Annotated in this window: 13 protein-coding genes; 6 read left to right on the top strand and 7 right to left on the bottom strand. The window is 72.6% G+C overall.

Annotated features, from left to right (window positions below; genetic code table 11):
- Positions 1 to 223: 223 nt before the first annotated feature.
- The 5 genes from ACIWVC_RS25910 to ACIWVC_RS25890 all read right to left on the bottom strand — a co-directional run bounded on the left by ACIWVC_RS25910 (position 224) and on the right by ACIWVC_RS25890 (position 5,674).
- Positions 224 to 808 carry a TetR/AcrR family transcriptional regulator gene (locus tag ACIWVC_RS25910; protein ID WP_396450507.1) on the bottom strand — a complete coding sequence of 195 codons (585 nt, stop codon included), beginning with the start codon at positions 806 to 808 and terminating at the stop codon, positions 224 to 226.
- A 53-nt stretch (positions 809 to 861) separates the two neighbouring features.
- Positions 862 to 1,593: an ABC transporter ATP-binding protein gene (locus tag ACIWVC_RS25905; protein ID WP_396450505.1), complete on the bottom strand. Its 732-nt coding sequence runs from the start codon at positions 1,591 to 1,593 to the stop codon at positions 862 to 864.
- Complete coding sequence (locus tag ACIWVC_RS25900; protein ID WP_396450503.1) at positions 1,590 to 2,720, bottom strand: ABC transporter permease; 1,131 nt, start codon at positions 2,718 to 2,720, stop codon at positions 1,590 to 1,592. Before ACIWVC_RS25900 ends, ACIWVC_RS25905 begins: the two co-directional genes overlap by 4 nt.
- Before the next feature lie 382 nt (positions 2,721 to 3,102).
- A complete protein-coding gene (locus ACIWVC_RS25895) occupies positions 3,103 to 4,161 on the bottom strand; it encodes a hypothetical protein (protein WP_396454678.1) in 1,059 nt (352 codons plus the stop codon).
- 133 nt (positions 4,162 to 4,294) lie between these two features.
- On the bottom strand, positions 4,295 to 5,674 hold the full coding sequence (locus ACIWVC_RS25890; RefSeq protein WP_396454677.1) for an MFS transporter: 1,380 nt from the start codon (positions 5,672 to 5,674) through the stop codon (positions 4,295 to 4,297).
- A 148-nt stretch (positions 5,675 to 5,822) separates the two neighbouring features.
- On the opposite strand from ACIWVC_RS25890, the gene ACIWVC_RS25885 reads away from it, so the two are divergent.
- From ACIWVC_RS25885 to ACIWVC_RS25875, 3 genes are read left to right on the top strand one after another with little or no spacing between them, the layout of a single operon-like run.
- Positions 5,823 to 6,899 (top strand): DUF3068 domain-containing protein, encoded by a 1,077-nt coding sequence (locus tag ACIWVC_RS25885; protein WP_396454676.1) that lies wholly within the window; start codon positions 5,823 to 5,825, stop codon positions 6,897 to 6,899.
- Positions 6,900 to 6,951: 52 nt separating this feature from the next.
- Positions 6,952 to 8,082, top strand: a complete 1,131-nt coding sequence (locus ACIWVC_RS25880) for a DUF1254 domain-containing protein (protein ID WP_396454675.1) — start codon at positions 6,952 to 6,954, stop codon at positions 8,080 to 8,082.
- Positions 8,079 to 9,242, top strand: a complete 1,164-nt coding sequence (locus ACIWVC_RS25875; RefSeq protein WP_396450495.1) for a serine hydrolase domain-containing protein — start codon at positions 8,079 to 8,081, stop codon at positions 9,240 to 9,242. Before ACIWVC_RS25880 ends, ACIWVC_RS25875 begins: the two co-directional genes overlap by 4 nt.
- Positions 9,243 to 9,317: 75 nt before the next feature.
- Here the strand turns inward: ACIWVC_RS25875 and ACIWVC_RS25870 are convergent, their stop codons facing one another.
- Positions 9,318 to 10,553 (bottom strand): alkyl sulfatase dimerization domain-containing protein, encoded by a 1,236-nt coding sequence (locus ACIWVC_RS25870; RefSeq protein WP_396450493.1) that lies wholly within the window; start codon positions 10,551 to 10,553, stop codon positions 9,318 to 9,320.
- 100 nt (positions 10,554 to 10,653) lie between these two features.
- Positions 10,654 to 11,220, bottom strand: a complete 567-nt coding sequence (locus ACIWVC_RS25865) for a TetR/AcrR family transcriptional regulator (RefSeq protein ID WP_396450491.1) — start codon at positions 11,218 to 11,220, stop codon at positions 10,654 to 10,656.
- Positions 11,221 to 11,458: 238 nt separating this feature from the next.
- Between ACIWVC_RS25865 and ACIWVC_RS25860 the strand changes: the two genes are divergently transcribed.
- The 3 genes from ACIWVC_RS25860 to ACIWVC_RS25850 all read left to right on the top strand — a co-directional run.
- Positions 11,459 to 13,525: a PQQ-binding-like beta-propeller repeat protein gene (locus ACIWVC_RS25860; RefSeq protein ID WP_396450489.1), complete on the top strand. Its 2,067-nt coding sequence runs from the start codon at positions 11,459 to 11,461 to the stop codon at positions 13,523 to 13,525.
- A gap of 14 nt (positions 13,526 to 13,539) precedes the next feature.
- Positions 13,540 to 15,699, top strand: a complete 2,160-nt coding sequence (locus ACIWVC_RS25855) for a PQQ-binding-like beta-propeller repeat protein (RefSeq protein ID WP_396450488.1) — start codon at positions 13,540 to 13,542, stop codon at positions 15,697 to 15,699.
- A gap of 94 nt (positions 15,700 to 15,793) precedes the next feature.
- Positions 15,794 to 16,214, top strand: a 421-nt coding sequence (locus ACIWVC_RS25850; RefSeq protein ID WP_396450486.1) for a GIY-YIG nuclease family protein, incomplete at its 3' end; no start/stop codon positions are given.

Below are 16,214 nucleotides of genomic sequence, written 5' to 3'. Positions count from 1 at the left end.
TGTCCGGGGCCGGGACCGTGCCCTAATGCCTGCGCCGGCGCCGCGAGGACCGCGACGATGCTCGCCGTGGCCGCCGCGAGGATCCCGATGCGTCTTCTCATCCGGTTCTCCAGACTCTGGGGTGGTGGGGGAGCGGCGCCCAGGCGTGGGAGCGCTCCCATGCAGGGAGTCTGATCACCGCCCACAGATCCGTCAAGACCCAACCTCGCTGTCGGAGGCGTCGCTAAGGCGTCTCGCGGAGCAGGTACGGCGCGAGCAGCTCGCGGGCGAGGCGGCGCGCGGAGCGTTCGGCCAGCCCCTCTTCGATCATGCGGCTGAGCGTGTAGACGATCGATTGGACGAGCTCGGCCGTCCCCGCGGGGTCGGACGCGCCGTGGTCGGCGAGGGCCTCGCGCAGGGGCGTCTGCAACTGGTCGTGGAGGAGCCGGCTGGAGTTGGCCAGCGCGTCGGCGCGCCCGGTGGCCGCGAGCGCGCGGGCGAGCGCGTGGTCGCCGCGCGCGACGAGGCGGAGGTTGGCGAAGACGTAGGCCAGCACGCGGGCGCCGGGCGACCCGGCCTTCCGCATCTGCGCTCGGACGTAGGCGGACCAGCGGGGGAAGGTGTCGACGATGAGGGCGTCGAGGAGGTCGTCGCGGGACTTGAAGTAGGCGTACACGCTGGAGCGGGCGAGCCCGGCCCGGCGGGCGACGTCCGCCAGGCTGGGGGCGCGCTCGGCGTCCTCCGACAGCAGGCCGCGGGCCGCGTCGAGCAGGGCCGCCCGCTGCGCGGCCCGGTGTTCCGCGATGGTCGGCGCTTGGATCTTCGGCATGCGGCCCCCCTTGCCACGGCCCCCCTGCCGCGCCCGCCGCGCCCGCCGGCGCGTCAGGCGAGTGCGGTGAGGCGCCCGTCGATCATTTCGTACACCGTGTCGCAGTGTTCGAGGACGTCGTGATCGTGCGTCACCATGATGGCCGCCGCACCGTGATGCCGCGACTCGCGGGCGAGCAGGCGGACGATCTCGTGGCTGCGCGCCCGGTCCAGGGCGGCGGTGGGCTCGTCGACGAGCAGCACGCTCGGCCCGGTCACCAGTGCCCGGGCGATGCCGACCCGCTGCCGCTCGCCGCCGGACAGCTGGTGCGGGTAGCGGTCCGCCTTGTCCGCCATGCCCACCTCCTCCAGCAGCGCGAGAGGGTCGCGGCCCGAGCGGGCGCGGCGCGGCCGGAACCGCAGCGGCAGCCGGAGCTGGTCGCGGGCGGTGAGCGCGGGGATCAGGTTGCCGGACTGGAAGACGAACCCGATGTGCTCGCGCCGCAGCTTCGCCCTGGCCCTCGGGCCGGCCGCCGTGAGGTCGAGCCCCGCGACGGTGACCGTCCCGCGGTCCGGGCGGGCGAGCCCGCCGGCGACCGCGAGCAGGCTCGACTTCCCGGCGCCGGACGGGCCGACGATGGCGGCCAGCTCCCCGGGCCGCACCGCGAGGTCGACGTCGTCGAGGGCCTGCACGGTCTCGGTGCCGTCGCCGTGCTGGAGGCAGACGCCCTCCATGAGCAGCGCCGGGCGGTCGGGCGCGGTCGCGTCCTCCGCCGGCCCGGTGGTCGGCGTGGTCTGGCCGGTCATCGGTTGCCTCCCAGGGCGGTGGCGGGGTCGATGGACGCGATGCGGACGACGGCGGCGCCGGCGCCGGCCAGCCCGAGCAGGACGATCCCCGCCGCCGCGGTCGAGACGCTCGGCGCGCTGAGCGCGAACGGCGCTCCGCCGCCGGTGATGAGCGACCCGAGGCCGACGCCGATCCCCGCGCCGATCGCGACGGCGGCCACCAGCAGGATGAACGCCTGGGCGAGCGCGTCGCGCAGCAGCCATCCCCGTGACGCGCCCATCGCGCGCAGCACGGCGACCTCGTGCTTGCGCTGGATCGCCCAGACGGCGAAGAACGCCCCGACGACCAGCGCGGAGATGGCGTACAGGAACCCCTGGATGAGCCGCAGTGTGGACGTCTCCGCGGTGTAGCCGGGGGACGCGCCGTAGGACTGCTTCAAGGTGAGGCTCTCGGTGCGGGCGGCGGCGTCGCCCGCGGAGAGGTCCACCGAAGCGCCGGGCTCCGCCCGCACCGCCACCGCGGTGATCTCCCGGGTGGCGTGCGCGGGCATCGCGTCGCCCGGCGCCGCCCCGGCCTTGACCCGCTGCCAGGTCGCCAGGGGCACGTAGGCCACGTCGACATGCCCGAAGGTGTCCTGCCGGGGGGTGGCCCCGATGACGCGCAGCTTCGTGCCGAGGCGGTCGACGGTGATCGTGTCGCCGATGCGCAGCCCGGCGTCCAGGGCCGTGCGGCTGACGACGATGCCGTCCGCGCCGTTCAGCCGCGAGCCCTCCCCGACCTCGGGCGAGAGGAACGAATCCGTCGCCACCCCGAACAGCGCGAGGTCGATGTCCACGCCCCTGTCGCTCTTCGCGTTGATGAGCGTGTTGCCGAAGGGCGCCGCGTCGGCCACGCCCGGCCTGCTCCGCCAGGCGTCCACCGCGGACGTCTCCACCACGCTCCTCGAGAAGGCGGAGTCGTGCTGTACGCCGCGCTCGAACGCGAAGGAGGTGACCGGCAGGTTCTGCAGCCCGGACACCCCGTCCCTGACCAGCCCCACCGACAACCCGGACAACATCACCATGAGGACCGCGATCAGCCCCACCACGGTTCCCATCAGCCCGAACCGGACCTTGGCGAACCGCAGCTCACGAAGTGCGAGGAACATCGGCCCCACACCTTCTTGTCGACATCATGTCGACAACATACCAACACCTTGTCGCCAACCTCCCCGGGGTCGCCCGATTCCCCGGGCGTCTCCGGCCGGCCGCGGTCACCGCCCGGCGAATCGCCGGCCGGGTGCGTCGGAAACGCGTCGGCCGGCCCCGCCCGGGGACCGGCCGCGACAGCACTCGGGCCCGTCCGCGCGGCAGATCGCGGACGGGCCCGAGGCGGGGTGGTGTTCCCGGGGTCAGCCGGGTCGGGACACCGCCGGCGGCGTCCCTGTGCGGGCCGGGACGGGGACGGCTCCGTGCGGGGAGACGGTCGTGCGGCCGGAGAGGATCGTCAAGCCTGGCGCACGCTGCCGTCCGGAGTGCCCGTCCGGCATGTCAGCAGCCCTTGGCGCCGCTGCCTGCGGGGCAGGCGGGCTTGGTGGTCGAGACCGTCATGGGCCGGACCGGCACCCCGTCGCTCCACGTCCCGAGCGAGGTCTGGTGGGCCGTGCCGCCCAGGGCGTAGTCGCAGTGCGTGCCGTAGACCGCGCAGTCGCGCAGGGCGTCGCCCAGCTTCCAGATGCCGTACCAGTCGAGAGCGTCGACCTCGGCCTGGCCGTTATTGCTGGTCGGCACCCGGTGGTCGGCGGTCAGGGCCGGGGATCCGTGCGCGTCGCTGAACATCCACATGTAGTTGCGGTTGGTGGTCGGGATGTGTCCGGTCAGGTCCCAGATCGCGTCGCAGCCGGTGCGGCCGACCGTCGTGTCCTCGTCGCCGACGAGGCAGTCGATCTTGGTCGTGGAGGGGATCCCCGACAGGGACGAGTCGAGCGACCGGTCGTAGGGCTCGGTGAACAGGATCGCGTTGGGACGGGGGAGTCCCTCCGCCGACCAGCGGTTCGCGATGTTCGCGGCGGTCGGCCCGCCCCAGGAGTGTGCGATGAGCGTCATTCCCTTCGATGTGTCGGGCTTGACCGCCGCGTCAGCGGGGTAGTTGGCCAGCGCGTGCTTGATGGAGTAGATGGAGTTCCCCGCGAAGGTCCTGGGCAGGGTCAGCGCGCTCGTCTGGTAGCGGGGGAAGATGACGACGTTGCCCTTGCGGGTGAGGTGGTCGATCCAGTCCTCGTAGTACTTGGGGTCGTCACCGAGCCATCCGTGCACCAAGGTGACCAGCGGCACGGTGGACGGGGCGCCCCCGGAGCCCTGCCAGCCCGTGGGTGCGAAGACCCAGTAGTCCTTGGTGTGGTCGCTGAAGGTGACGCTGCGGACGGTGGAGCCCGACCACAGGTAGTCCGCGCCGCCCGGGCCGGCCGCGGGCTGCGCGGGCGGTGTCGGAGCCGCCGCCAGCGCGCTGGGGATCGGTCCCGCGAGCATGGCGAGCGCGGTGATCAGGATGAGGAGCGGACCTCTGAGCGATGCCGTCTTCGAGGTCGTTGCTCGTAGCGGATTTTCCAACTGACTTCCTCCTTGGGGTGGGGCCTGCCCGGGGGCCGATGTCTTCCGGGCAGGACGAGACGGGCCGGCGCGCCGTGCGGCGGGCAGGCGGTCATGGAGGGGTGTTCGGGTGAGCGGGGGACGGGCGGGCGGTTCAGCCCGCGGGCGGGCGGCTCCGGTCGCGGTCGAAGGTCATGTGGGCCGCGATCGTCAGCAGCCCTCCCAGCAGCAGCGGGACCGACAGCCCGTACATGGCCGAGACCACCGAGCCGGTCGCGTCCGAGACGACCCCGACCACGAGCGGTCCGAAGGCGACGCCGAACGCCCCGCACACGTGCAGTGCGGCGAAGCCGAGGCCGCGCGTGGTCGCGTGCAGGACGTCGGCTATCGCGGCGGTGAGGTTGGGGATGGCCGTCGCCATGGTCGCCTTCGCCAGCAGCAGCGTGATCGCGAACGCCCCGAGGGACGGCATCGAGATCGCCGCGACGAGGAACACGCCTCCGATCACGATCCCGGCCCCGCCGACCAGGAGGCGAGCGCCGCCGCGCCGCCAGCGGCGGCCGAGCCGGGTTCCGGCCAGCACGCCCGCGACGACCCCGATCACCGTGACCGCACCGCTGACCGACGCCGCGAGCCCCTCGGCGACGCCGTGGTCGCGGTGGATCAGGGTCGGCGTCCAGTAGGAGATCCCCGAGAGCCCGAACGCCAGGGCCGCCAGGGCGATCGAGAGCAGGAGGAGCGTCGGCGTCCCGAGCACCTGGCGGAGTTGCCGGCGGAAGCGGGGGTGCCCGCCCCGCCCGGGGCGGGCGGCGCCCGTGCGGGCCTCCGGGACGCGGCCGTCCTCGTCCGCGGGAGCGCCGGGCGAGCCCGGCGCGGCGCCCGCCGGCCGGTCGAGCAGGCCGCGCGGCGGCTCTTGCAAACGCATGCACAGCGCGGCGACGATCAGCCCGGGAATGGCGGCGATGACGAAGGCGGCGCGCCAGCCGAAGTGCTGTCCGAGCACTCCGCCCGCTATTACGCCGATGCTGGCGAGATAGGGGGTCAGCCCTCTCCAGCCATAGGCCTTCGCCCGGCTTTGCGGGGGATAGAAATCAGCCAGGAGGCTCCCTGAAAGAGGGCCGTAGAAGCCCTCGGAGCTCGCCAGCAGCAACCGGATGACAAAGAACATCGCGAACCCGGTCGCGAGGCTGGAGGCGAGTGTCGCGACCGCCCAGCACAGCACGATGACCGCGAGGATGCGGACACGGCGGTACCGGTCGGCGAGGTATCCGGCCAGCGGCGTCAGGGTGACCGCGGCCAGCGCCCCGCCCAGCGGCAGCAGCCCGGCGGTGGTGTCGCCGACGTCCCACTCGTCCTGGATGAAAGGCAGCACGCCCGGGAGCAATTGGTGTTCGAAACGGTCGATGAACCCGGCCGCCGCGAGTACCGCCAGGGGTTTCCACCCATAGGGCGCGTGGCCGTCCGCGGGGCGGGGGGAGCGCCGATCCGGCGCGGGCTCCCCCGCTCGCCGGATGTCGGAGTCGTCCTTGATCATTTGCTCTTCCATACTCCGGGGACTTGGTTATCGGGTCCCTTCGTCCCCGCCTTCGAGCTGACCGGGTCCGAGCTTCTCGGCCGCGTCGGGCTGATGTCCACGGGATGAATAGTGGCGCATTTGCACTCAGAGTGCAATAGTTGGCTCCATGTCGAGTTCTCAAGACCGCGGGCCGGTCCCGCACTCCGGGCGCGGCGCGGGAAGGGCGAGGTCGGCCCGCGCCCTCGGCCTGGCGGCGGTCGCGTCCGGTGCGTGCCTGCTCGCCCTCGCTCCGCTTCTGCGCCTGCAGGTGGCGCCGAAGCTCCTCGTCGCGCCCGCGGACGTCTACCAGAAGACGACGCTGCAGGCCGCCGACGCCACGTACCTGGACGTCAAGGGCCGCACCGTCAGGCGCGGCGCGCGGGTCACGGCCGTCAACACCATCCGCGGGGACGTCCGCGCCAGTGACGAGAAGATCGCCGTCTGGGACTCCTTCACGTGGATCGGGGACGCCGACAGCGGCGCCCAGATCGACATCCAGTCGCAGCGCGTGGCCTTCGACCGCCGGACGGCGCAGCTGCTCAACGTGCGGGGCGCCGCGGTGAACGGCGACACGAGCGTCAAGCAGTCGGGGATCGGGCTCTTCTGGCCGATCGGCGTGCAGAAACGGACCTACTACGTCTTCGATACCAAAACGATGATGCGGCAGCCGATGAAGTTCGCCGGCGTCGACCGGGTCGGGGGCGTCACGGCCTACCGGTTCGTCCAGCGCACCGAGCCGACGGTGGTCGGCTCCCCCGTACGGGTCCCGGCCGCACTGCTGGGTCTGGACGAACCCGCCCGCGGAGACCGCGGCTCCGACGCCGGCAGCGGTGAAGTCGAGGTCGACAAGGTCTACGAGGGGACGGTCACGGCATGGGTCGACCCGCGCACCGGCATCCGCGTCGACCAGCGGCAGACGAGCAGGACGGTGCTCCGCACGAAGGACGGGGCCGACCGCCTGGTCGTCGCGGACCTCGATCTGAGGCTGTCCGACGCCGACCGGCGAGACCGGGTGTCTCGGACGAACAAGACGGCTCGCACGATCTTGCTCCTCCGGGTCGTCCTGCCGCTCACCTCGGCCGGTCTCGGCGCGGCGCTCCTGATGGCGGTGTATCTCAGGGCCCGTGCCAGGCGCGCCCGCCTCGACGCGGCTCCTCCGCTCTCGCGCGAGGCGGAGCCCGAGGTGCATGACGACGCCGTGTAGTGCGCCGCACACCGTGCCGGCGTCCGCAGGAAGCAGGAAAGAGAGTGCACCAGTGACCGAACTACTCCACCCGGGGAACGGCTCCCGTCCGCTAGAGAGCATCGCGGCCTGGCGCGAGCTCATGGCCGCGCTCGCCGAGGCGGGCGAGACGATGGCGGCGGACGCGGACGCCATCCCCGCAGTTGACGTGGCCGAAGGCTTCGGCTTCCTCCTGAACGTGCTGACCGACCAGTTCGAGCGTGCCGCGTTGCGGCGCTCCCGGCACCCGGTGTTCCTGCCGGGGGTGACGCCGGTGCGTAAGTTCTTCTTCGACAATCCCGACACCGACTACGACATCGCGGTGCTCGGCCGAGCCCGCCGCTACCGCATCTGGGGGAACCGCGGAACCTCGACCTACCTGTCGTTCTGCGTGTACTCGGCGATGGGCCGAGATGGGACGACCCGCCTGGTCAATCTGTCCGACGATGACATCGCCTTCTCGCCCGGCGGCGACTTCGAGGTGATCCTCTCGCCCGAGGAGGCGCCGGGCGGCTGGCTCCGCGTCGACGCCGACTCGCGGGCGGTCATCGCCCGGCAGTATTTCCTCGACCGCGAAACGGAGGTCCCCGCGGAGTACCGGATCGAGGCGCTGGACGACCCGGCCCCCGATCCGCCGCTCGACGACCAGGGCTTCGCCCGCATCGCGCGCACCACGGCGACGTTCGTCAAGGCGGCGGCATCGCTGTCGGCGCAGCGGGTGGAGAGGATGCGCGCGACGCCGAACCGCTTCGTCGCGACCGGCGAGCACGGCCCCTACCGCACCCCGGACAACGACTACGTGGTCTGCTGGTACTCGCTCGGCGAAGGGGAGGCGCTCGTCATCGACGTGCGTCCTCCGCGATGCCGCTATTGGGGGGTGCACTTGGCGAACCGCTGGGGCCAGTCCCTGGACCATCGGACGCGGCGGACGGGGCTCAACAGCGCCAGCGCGACGGCCGGGGCGGACGGGAGCGTACGAGTCGTCGTGGCCGGTGCCGATCCCGGCCTGCCGAACTGGCTGGACACCTCGGGCCATCCCGAGGGCTGGGTCCTGTTCCGCTGGCTTCTCGCGGACGCGCCGGTCATGCCCGATGCCGAACGGGTCAGGCTCGCCGACCTGCGGGACGACCGGGGCGCGGCCCCGCACGGCGGGAGCGCGCGATGACCCGGCCGCCCGCAGGACCGAACCGCGTTCTCGGGGCCGCTCTCACCGCCGTCCTCCTCGCCGGCGGGTGCTCCGCCGGGCACGGGTCCGGGGAGGCGGGAACGTCAGCCGCCACCTCGGCCGGCGAGGCCGGCCCGTCCCCATGGGAGACGACGGCGCCCGCGGCCGCCGGCATGGACGCGGCGAAGCTCAAGAGCATCGCGGCGGTCGCCGAGAAGGGGGATTCGGACTGCCTGGCCGTCGCACGCGATGGGAAGCTCGTCGGCGAGTGGTACTTCCGCGAGGGGCGGCCGGAGAAGGCCCAGCCGGTATGGTCCGTCACCAAGTCGTTCACCGGCATCCTGGTCGGGATCGCCCAGGACGACGGCGTCCTGAGCATTGACGACAAGGCGTCGAAATGGATCGGCGAGTGGAAGGGGACCCCCTCGGAGAAGGTGACGGTGCGCGACCTCCTCAGCAACGTCTCCGGCCGGGAATGGAGCTTCCAGACCGACTACCAGCAGCTGCTGCGGGCATCGGACCGCACGAAGTTCGCCATCGGCCTGAAACAGCAGCACGACCCCGGCGAGGTCTGGGTCTACAACAACTCGGCGGTCCAGACCCTGCAGCGCGTGCTGCAGAAGGCCACCGGAAAGGAGGTCTCCCGCTTCGCCGAGGAACGCCTGTTCAAGCCGCTGGGAATGAGCCGCACCACCATGGGCGCCGATCGCGCTGGCAACACGCAGACCTTCATGGGCATCAACTCCACGTGCCGGGACATGGCCCGGTTCGGTGAGATGATGCTCGAAAACGGGAAATGGCGGGGGCGGCAGATCGTGTCCGCCGCCTATGTCAAGGAGGCCACAGGCCGGCCGTCGACGAAGCTGAACTCGGCATACGGCTACCTCTGGTGGCTCAACCGGCCCGGCACCGTCCGCGGCCCGCTCGCGGCGACCGACCTGGGAGGGGCGCGGCGGGCGGAGACCTCGCGGGGCCGGCTGGTGCCGGGCGCTCCGCCCCGGCTGTTCTGGGCGCTGGGCCTCGGCAACCAGCTCGTCCAGGTGGATCCGGTGTCCAGGACCGTCGTGGTGCGCCTGGGGAAGACCGAACCGCGGCCCAAGCCGCCGACCTTCGGTCCGTCCGAGGCCGCCAAGGTCGTCACCGACGCGGTGATCCGCTGACGCGGCGCCGTGATCGGCGGAGAAGGCGCCGCCCCCGTGGCTCGGGGGCGGCGCCTTCCCGCTGCGGGGGCGGGTTCAGCTATGGGCGGCCGCCAGGTAGATGCCGCGTGTCATCAGGGACGTGGCCGACTGCGCGAGCGCGGTGAAGATCTGCCGGTGGGTGTCCTTGATGTCCTTGTCGTCCGGTGCGGCCTGGTGCGCCAGTTCGATCAGGCGCGCGGCGATCCGCGGTTCGGCGTCGTCCAGCGCGCGGCAGGCCCGTGCGGCGAGGTTGTGCGGGCCGCCCGCGAGCTCGGCCAGCACCGAGGCGAGCCGGTCCGGCCGCGGCGGCTTGAGCGCGGCCGGATCGCCGTCCCACCAGCCCCCGTAGAGGCGCCAGATGTTGCGGACGATGAACTCGGGCTCGTCGTAGGCGGCCCGCAGGTAGGGCTTGGCGGCCAGTCGCTCCGGCACGTGCACGACATGGATGATCTCGTCGAGGCGCGCGCCGCGGTTCATGAGGGCCAGGGTCTGCGACACCAGCGACTCAAGGTATTCCGCCACATCGGTCAGCGCCGTGCGGACTCGCTCGCGCCCGGCGATGGGGGCGCCGTGCCCCGGGATCAGCAGCGACGCGTCCAGTTCGGCCATGGCCCGCAGCGCGGTCGCCCACTCGGCCGCGTACCGCTGGACCTTCTGGGGATTGCCGCAGTTGGGGGAGTGCCAGATGAACAGGTCGCCGGCCAGGATGAGATCGCGCTCGGGGACGTAGGCCCAGGTGTGGTCGTCGGTCTCGCCGCGTGCGTGCCGCAGTTCGAAGGTGAGCTCGCCGACGCGCAGCCGGTGCTCGTCGCGGTAGGTGATCTCGGGATACCGGAAGTCCTGCGGCCAGCGGAACTTCGGGTTCCCGAACTGCCGCGCGTTGACCGCGCGGTTGTAGTCCGCGGTCAGGACATAGCGTTCGAATCTGGCCTTGACGGCCTCGTGCGCGATGACCACGGGCCGCTCGGCGCCGTTCCGTTCCGCCTCCGCGTCGAAGGGGCCGAGCCCGCAGACATGGTCGATGTGCCCGTGCGAGTAGACGGCGTACCGCACCGGGTCGGGGCACCATTTTCGAATCGCCTGGTAATTGCTCTCGGCCGTGTTCTGGGCTCCCGTGTCGAAGAGGACCAGGCCATTGTCGGTCCGCAGGACGGTGACATTCGCGAACGCGGGTACCACGGCGACGCCGTCGGCGATCTCGTATGCCACTCCGGTGGGGATTTCGCCGTTGATGAATCCCTCCATGCCGGCCTTGCCCTGCCACATCCGCTCCGCATACTGCATCAGCATGGACCCACTATTGCACTCTGAGTGCAAAGATGCCAGTGTGGGGCGGCGCACAGTCAGGCGGCCGCGGGCGTGCCGGCGGTCGGAGCGGGAGGGAAGGCGGTCAGGCGGGGATGAGCGCGGTGAGGATCTCGCGGAAGCAGCGGCGCTTGTCCGCCGGACTCAGCCGCCGCAGGTGGTACCAGGCGCCCCAGCTGACGGCGGCGTCCACGATGTCGGGAAGCAGCGGGTCGCGCCCGCGGAATTCCGCCGCGAACACCTCGCGGAGCATCCCCCGCAGCCACTCGTCGCCCTCGTTGATCAGCCCGGCCACTACCCCGGAGGTGGCGGCCGCGATGGAGACGCGCCGGACCGGCGTCATGGTCTCGTAGATGCGTTCCAACTGGTCGACGAAGCGGTCGATGCGTTCGGGAAGCGGGAGATCGGGGCTGATCGGCTCGACCGCGGCGAGCAGGCGTTCGGCCTGGCGCTGCCCGGCCTCGACGTACAACTCGTCCAGATCGGAGAAATGCACGAAGACGCTGCGGCGGGACACGCCGGCCCGGGTGGCTATGTCGGCGGCGGTCGGCACCTTGCCGGACTCCCGCAGAAGATCGAGGAGGGCCTCGGTGATCGCCCTCCGAGTCTGCTCCGGGCCACGCGAACGCTGATTCGAGCCGACCGTCCCCATGAGACCGCCAGTAGAGCAGGCCCCGTCCCCCAGTGCAAGTGAGCGCCCGCGCCGGCCGCCCGGATCGGCCGGGCGCCGCCGAGGCGGCGACTTCGCTGAGCATCTCGTCCTGGTCTGCCAGAATCATGGCGGTCTCACCGCGGACGCAGGCGAACGGGGCGGTGCGCACCGGCATCTCACTGCGCGGACGGGAGCGCGGTCCGCGGAGGTCAGGAGCAGGAGAGAGGGTGTGGCGGGCATGGAGCCTCTCCGGTCCGGTGATCCCCGGCGGGTCGGCGGCCACCGGCTGCTGGCCAGGCTCGGCACCGGCGGCATGGGCCAGGTGTTCCTGGGGCGTTCCCCAGGCGGGGCGCTGGTGGCGGTCAAGATCGTCCACCCCCAGCTGGTCCAGGATCCGGGCTTCCGGGCGCGGTTCCGCCGCGAGGTCGATGCGGCCCGGGCCGTCAGCGGCGCCTTCACCGCCCCCGTCATGGACGCCGATCCCGACGCCGCCCTGCCGTGGCTGGCGACCGCATACCTGCCGGGCGTGCCGCTGGACCTGGCGGGGCCGCTGCCGGCTCCCGCCGTCGCGGCGCTGGGCGCCGGGCTCGCCGAGGCGCTGGTGTCGATCCACCGCGCCGGGATCGTGCACCGCGACCTCAAACCGTCCAACGTCATCCTGGGGCTCGACGGGCCGAAGGTGATCGACTTCGGCATCGCCCACGCCGCGGGCGGCGCCATCGTCACCCAGGCGGGTTTCGCCGTCGGGTCCCCCGGCTTCATGTCGCCGGAGCAGGCCCGCGGGGCGCCGACGGGGCCCGCCGCCGACGTCTTCTCCCTCGGCGCGGTCCTGGTCTTCGCCGCGACGGGCGCCGGCCCCTACGGGCAGGGGCCGCCCCACGTGCTGATCTACCGCGCCGTGCACGAGCGGCCGCGGCTCGACGCCGTCACCGATCCGGGACTGCGCGCGGTCGCCGAGGAATGCCTGGACCCCGACCCGAGCAGGAGGCCGGCCCCGGACCGGCTGCTTCACCGGCTCGCCCCCCTCGTGCCGCAGAGCACCGACCTGCACGGCGTCGGCTGGCTGCCGGACCCCGTCGCCGCCCGCATCCTCCAGGCGGGCACGGACGTGCCCGACCTCCCGCTGACCGAGCCCCGGTCGGCCGTGGCCCAGGAACGGCGGCGGCTCCTGCTCCTCGGCGGGGCGGCCGCGTGCGTCGTGCTGGGCGTCGGGGGAGCCGTGCCGCTGGTCCGCGCACTGCGGGCGGCTTCCTCGGACGGGCTTGGCAAGCGGCCGCCGGCCGTGCCGCCCACCACGTCCTCCGCACCGGCGCCCCCGCCCATGCATGACGGCAAGGTGCTGTGGAAACGCTTCTCCGGCGACGACTTCCTCATCTCCACCCCGGTGGCGGCCGGCGGGCAGGTCTTCGTGGGCAGTGAGAAGCGGGGCCTGCTGGCATTCGACGCGAAGACCGGCGAAGCGCGGTGGCGACACCGGACCGCGCTGCGGATCGTCACCGGTCCCGCCGTCGCGTCGGGCCTCGTCTACGCCCTTTCGCAGGACGGAGTCCTGCACGCGGTCAACGCCCGCACGGGCAAGCTGAAATGGCGGCGGACGGTCGGGAACACCCAGGCGGACCCCGTGGTCGACCGGGGGCTCGTCTTCTGCGGCGGCGACGCCTTCCAGGCGCTCGACGCGTCCGGCGGCGCGGTCCGATGGCAGCGCGGCGGCGCCGCCCACACCCCCGCCATCGCCGACGGCACGATCTACGTTCCCAGCGGCAAGAGGCTCACCGCCTACGACGCGTCCACCGGACGGACCCGGTGGACGTACCAGTCCCCCAACGGCGTCCAGGACGCCGCGGCGGCGAACGGCATGGTCTGCTTCGCCGACTTCCAGGGGGAGAAGGTCCACGCGGTCGACGCCCGTACCGGTAAGCGGCGCTGGACGTTCGACATCGGGGAGACCGCCACGTCCCGGCCGGTGGTGACGGACCGCCTGGTGTACGTGTGCGACTACGGCGGGAAGGTCTCCGCTCTGGATTCCGCCACCGGGACGATGCGCTGGCAGATCCAGGTGGAGGGGGAGATCCACGCGAACCCCGTCCTGACCGGCGGCACCCTGTACGTCCCCAGCGGGATCTATTCCAACGGAGGCGTGTACGCGATCGAGGCCGGCACCGGCCGCAAGGTGTGGCGCTTCTGGACCGCCGGGGGCATCGAGTCCGGCGTGGCCGTCGCGGACGGTGTCGTCTACACCGGCTGCAAGGACGGTTACCTGTACGCTCTCGACGCGCGCGGTGGATCGGGCACCGCGACCGGGTGAAAGACGGGGAGCCGATGTCCGCGACACGTTCTGGAATCCCGCGGCAGGTGGGGCCCTACCGCGTCGTGTCCAGGCTGGGCGAGGGCGGCATGGGGCAGGTCTTCGCCGGCCGCTCACCCGGCGGCCGGACGGTCGCCATCAAGATCATTCACCCGGCCCTGGCGGAGGACGCCGACTTCCGGGCGCGGTTCCGGCGCGAGATCACGGCGGCCCGCGCCGTCGGCGGCGTCTACACCGCCCCGGTGGTGGACGCCGACCCCGACGCCTCGCCGCCGTGGCTGGCCACGGCGTTCCTGCACGGCATGTCGCTGGAGGAAGCCGTCGCCGCGCACGGGCCGCTGCCTCCCCCCGCGGTCCGCGCGCTCGGCGCCGGGCTCGCCGAGGCGCTGGTGTCGATCCACCGCGCCGGGGTCGTGCACCGCGACCTCAAGCCGTCCAACGTGATGCTCACCCCCGAAGGGCCGCGCGTCATCGACTTCGGCATCGCCCGCCCGAGCGAGGCCACCGCGCTCACGCGGACCGGCGCGGCCCTCGGCACCCCCGCCTACATGTCCCCCGAGCAGGCGTCCGGCGGTGCGGCCGGGCCGCCGTCGGACGTGTTCTCGTTCGGCGCCGTCCTGACCTACGCCGCCACCGGAGCCGGCCCGTTCGGGCAGGGCGCCGTCCACGAGATGGTGTACCGCGTCATGCACCTGCCGCCCCATCTGGAGGGCGTCCCCGATCCCGGCCTGCGCGCGCTGATCGCGGCCTGCATGGACAAGGATCCCGCTCGCAGGCCCGGCGCCGACTGGCTGCTGGCGCAGCTGTCCGCCGACCCGGCCGCCGCCGCGCAAGGCACGCATTGGCTTCCGCCGCCCATCGCGCACGACGTCGCCCGGCGAGGCGAGACCGCCGTCCCCGGCGGCTCGGGCCGCCGCGCCTTCCTGGCCCTCGGCGCGGGCGGCGTCCTGGCGGCCCTGGCCGGGGGCTCGGCCGGCGCCTTCCTCCTGCGGCGGGGCGGCGACTCCGCGGTCCGCTGGACGTTCGAGCTGCCCGACGACATGTACACCAGGGCGCCGCTCGCGGCGTCGCGCGGGACCGTGTACGTGTTCGCCTCCGCGAGGCTGGACGGCCGCACGTTCGCGCTCGACGCCCGGACCGGGCGGCAGAGGTGGCAGGCGGACTTCACGGCGGCCCGCGACTCGTCGCCGGCCCTGCTCGGCGGCAGGGGCTTCCTCTACGACTCCGCGAGCCGTGAGGCCGTGGTCGGGTTCGAGGAGGCGACCGGCAAGGCCCTCTGGACCCAGTCGCTGAAGAGCATCGGTCTCGCGCCCGTCGTGGTCGCCGGGTCCGGGGTCGTCTGCCTCACCGGAAGCAGCGGCACCGGGGAGTACGGGCTGTACGGGTACGACGCCGCGAGCGGCAGGCCGCGCTGGCAGTACAGCGTGGACACCCTGTTCCAGACCCAGGCGGCGCTCGCGGGCGGCCTGTGCTGCTTCAGCTCGGAGAAGGGCTTCGTCTACGGGATCGACATCGCCACCGGCAACGCGCGCTGGCAGGTGCGGACGGGTGCCGGCGCCGCCTCGACACCGGTGGTGGCGGGCGACCTGGTGGTGGTCGCCACCGAGGACGGCTCCGTCCTCGGCCTGGAGGCGGCCACCGGACGGAAGCGGTGGAGCGTCCCCCTCGGCGGCGCCGCGGCGTCCCAGAATGGGAAGGGAGCCCCGGTGGGGGTCGCCGGCGGCACCGTGTTCGTCGGCGGCCAGGACGGCACCCTCTACGCCCTCGACGCGGCGTCCGGACGCCGGCGCTGGCAGCGCCCCGTCGCGGGCGCCGCGGGAAGCGCCGGATCGCGTGGCTTCCTGATCCCCGCGGTGGGCGGAGGGGTCGCGGTGGCCACCGACAACGAGGGCAGGATCGTCGCCCTCGACGCCGCCACCGGCGCGCCCCGCTGGGAGCGCGGAGTGGGCAAGGGGCATGGTGAACGGCCCCTGATCTTGGGATCGCTGGTGTACTACGGCGCCATCGGCGGCCTGTCGGTCTTTGACCTGCCGACAGGCCGCCTACGCCACCGCTTCGAGTTCGAGGACGTCCAAAGCATCCTGGGCAGCGCGAGGTACTACACCGCGATGGACGGCACGGTGTACTGCGTCGTGGACGACACCGTCGTCCAGGCGATCCGCTACGAGCCGTGACACGGCTCTGAGCCCCATGGCTTAGACTCCCGCCGATCACCGATGGAAGAGAGGCGGCTCGGCCTTGCCTGCTGGCTTTGTCTACGCGTTGGAATTGAGCACGGGGATTATCGAGGTCGGCAGAACCGACGACTGGGAGCGCCGGCTCGGCGAGCACACCCGGGACTGCCTCAAACGGGGTGTCACCATCACCCGTCACGCACATGTCCTGGTCGCGGACGCCGAAGGCGCGGAAGAAGATCTGATCCGCGCGATCGGCCGGCAGCTCTCACGCACGGGCGCGGGGCGCGAGTACTTTCAAGGCGACTTCGCCGTCGCGCGGCGCGCGCTGAGCACGTTCGGGCAGGTTCGAGGGGACGAGGCGACCGTTGTCATCGGAGTGACTTTCAACGAGGTGTCCTCCGCCAGGTACATCAACCGTCTGGACGTAGCGTGGATTGTTGATCGGGTCTCCGATATATCGGAGGACGTCGACGAGTTCGAGGTGTTCTGCGACGGCCCTGACGTCGATACGG

The organism is Actinomadura sp., assembly GCF_044508335.1.
Taxonomy (GTDB): domain Bacteria; phylum Actinomycetota; class Actinomycetes; order Streptosporangiales; family Streptosporangiaceae; genus Spirillospora.
This window is presented reverse-complemented; position numbering and strand designations above follow the sequence as displayed.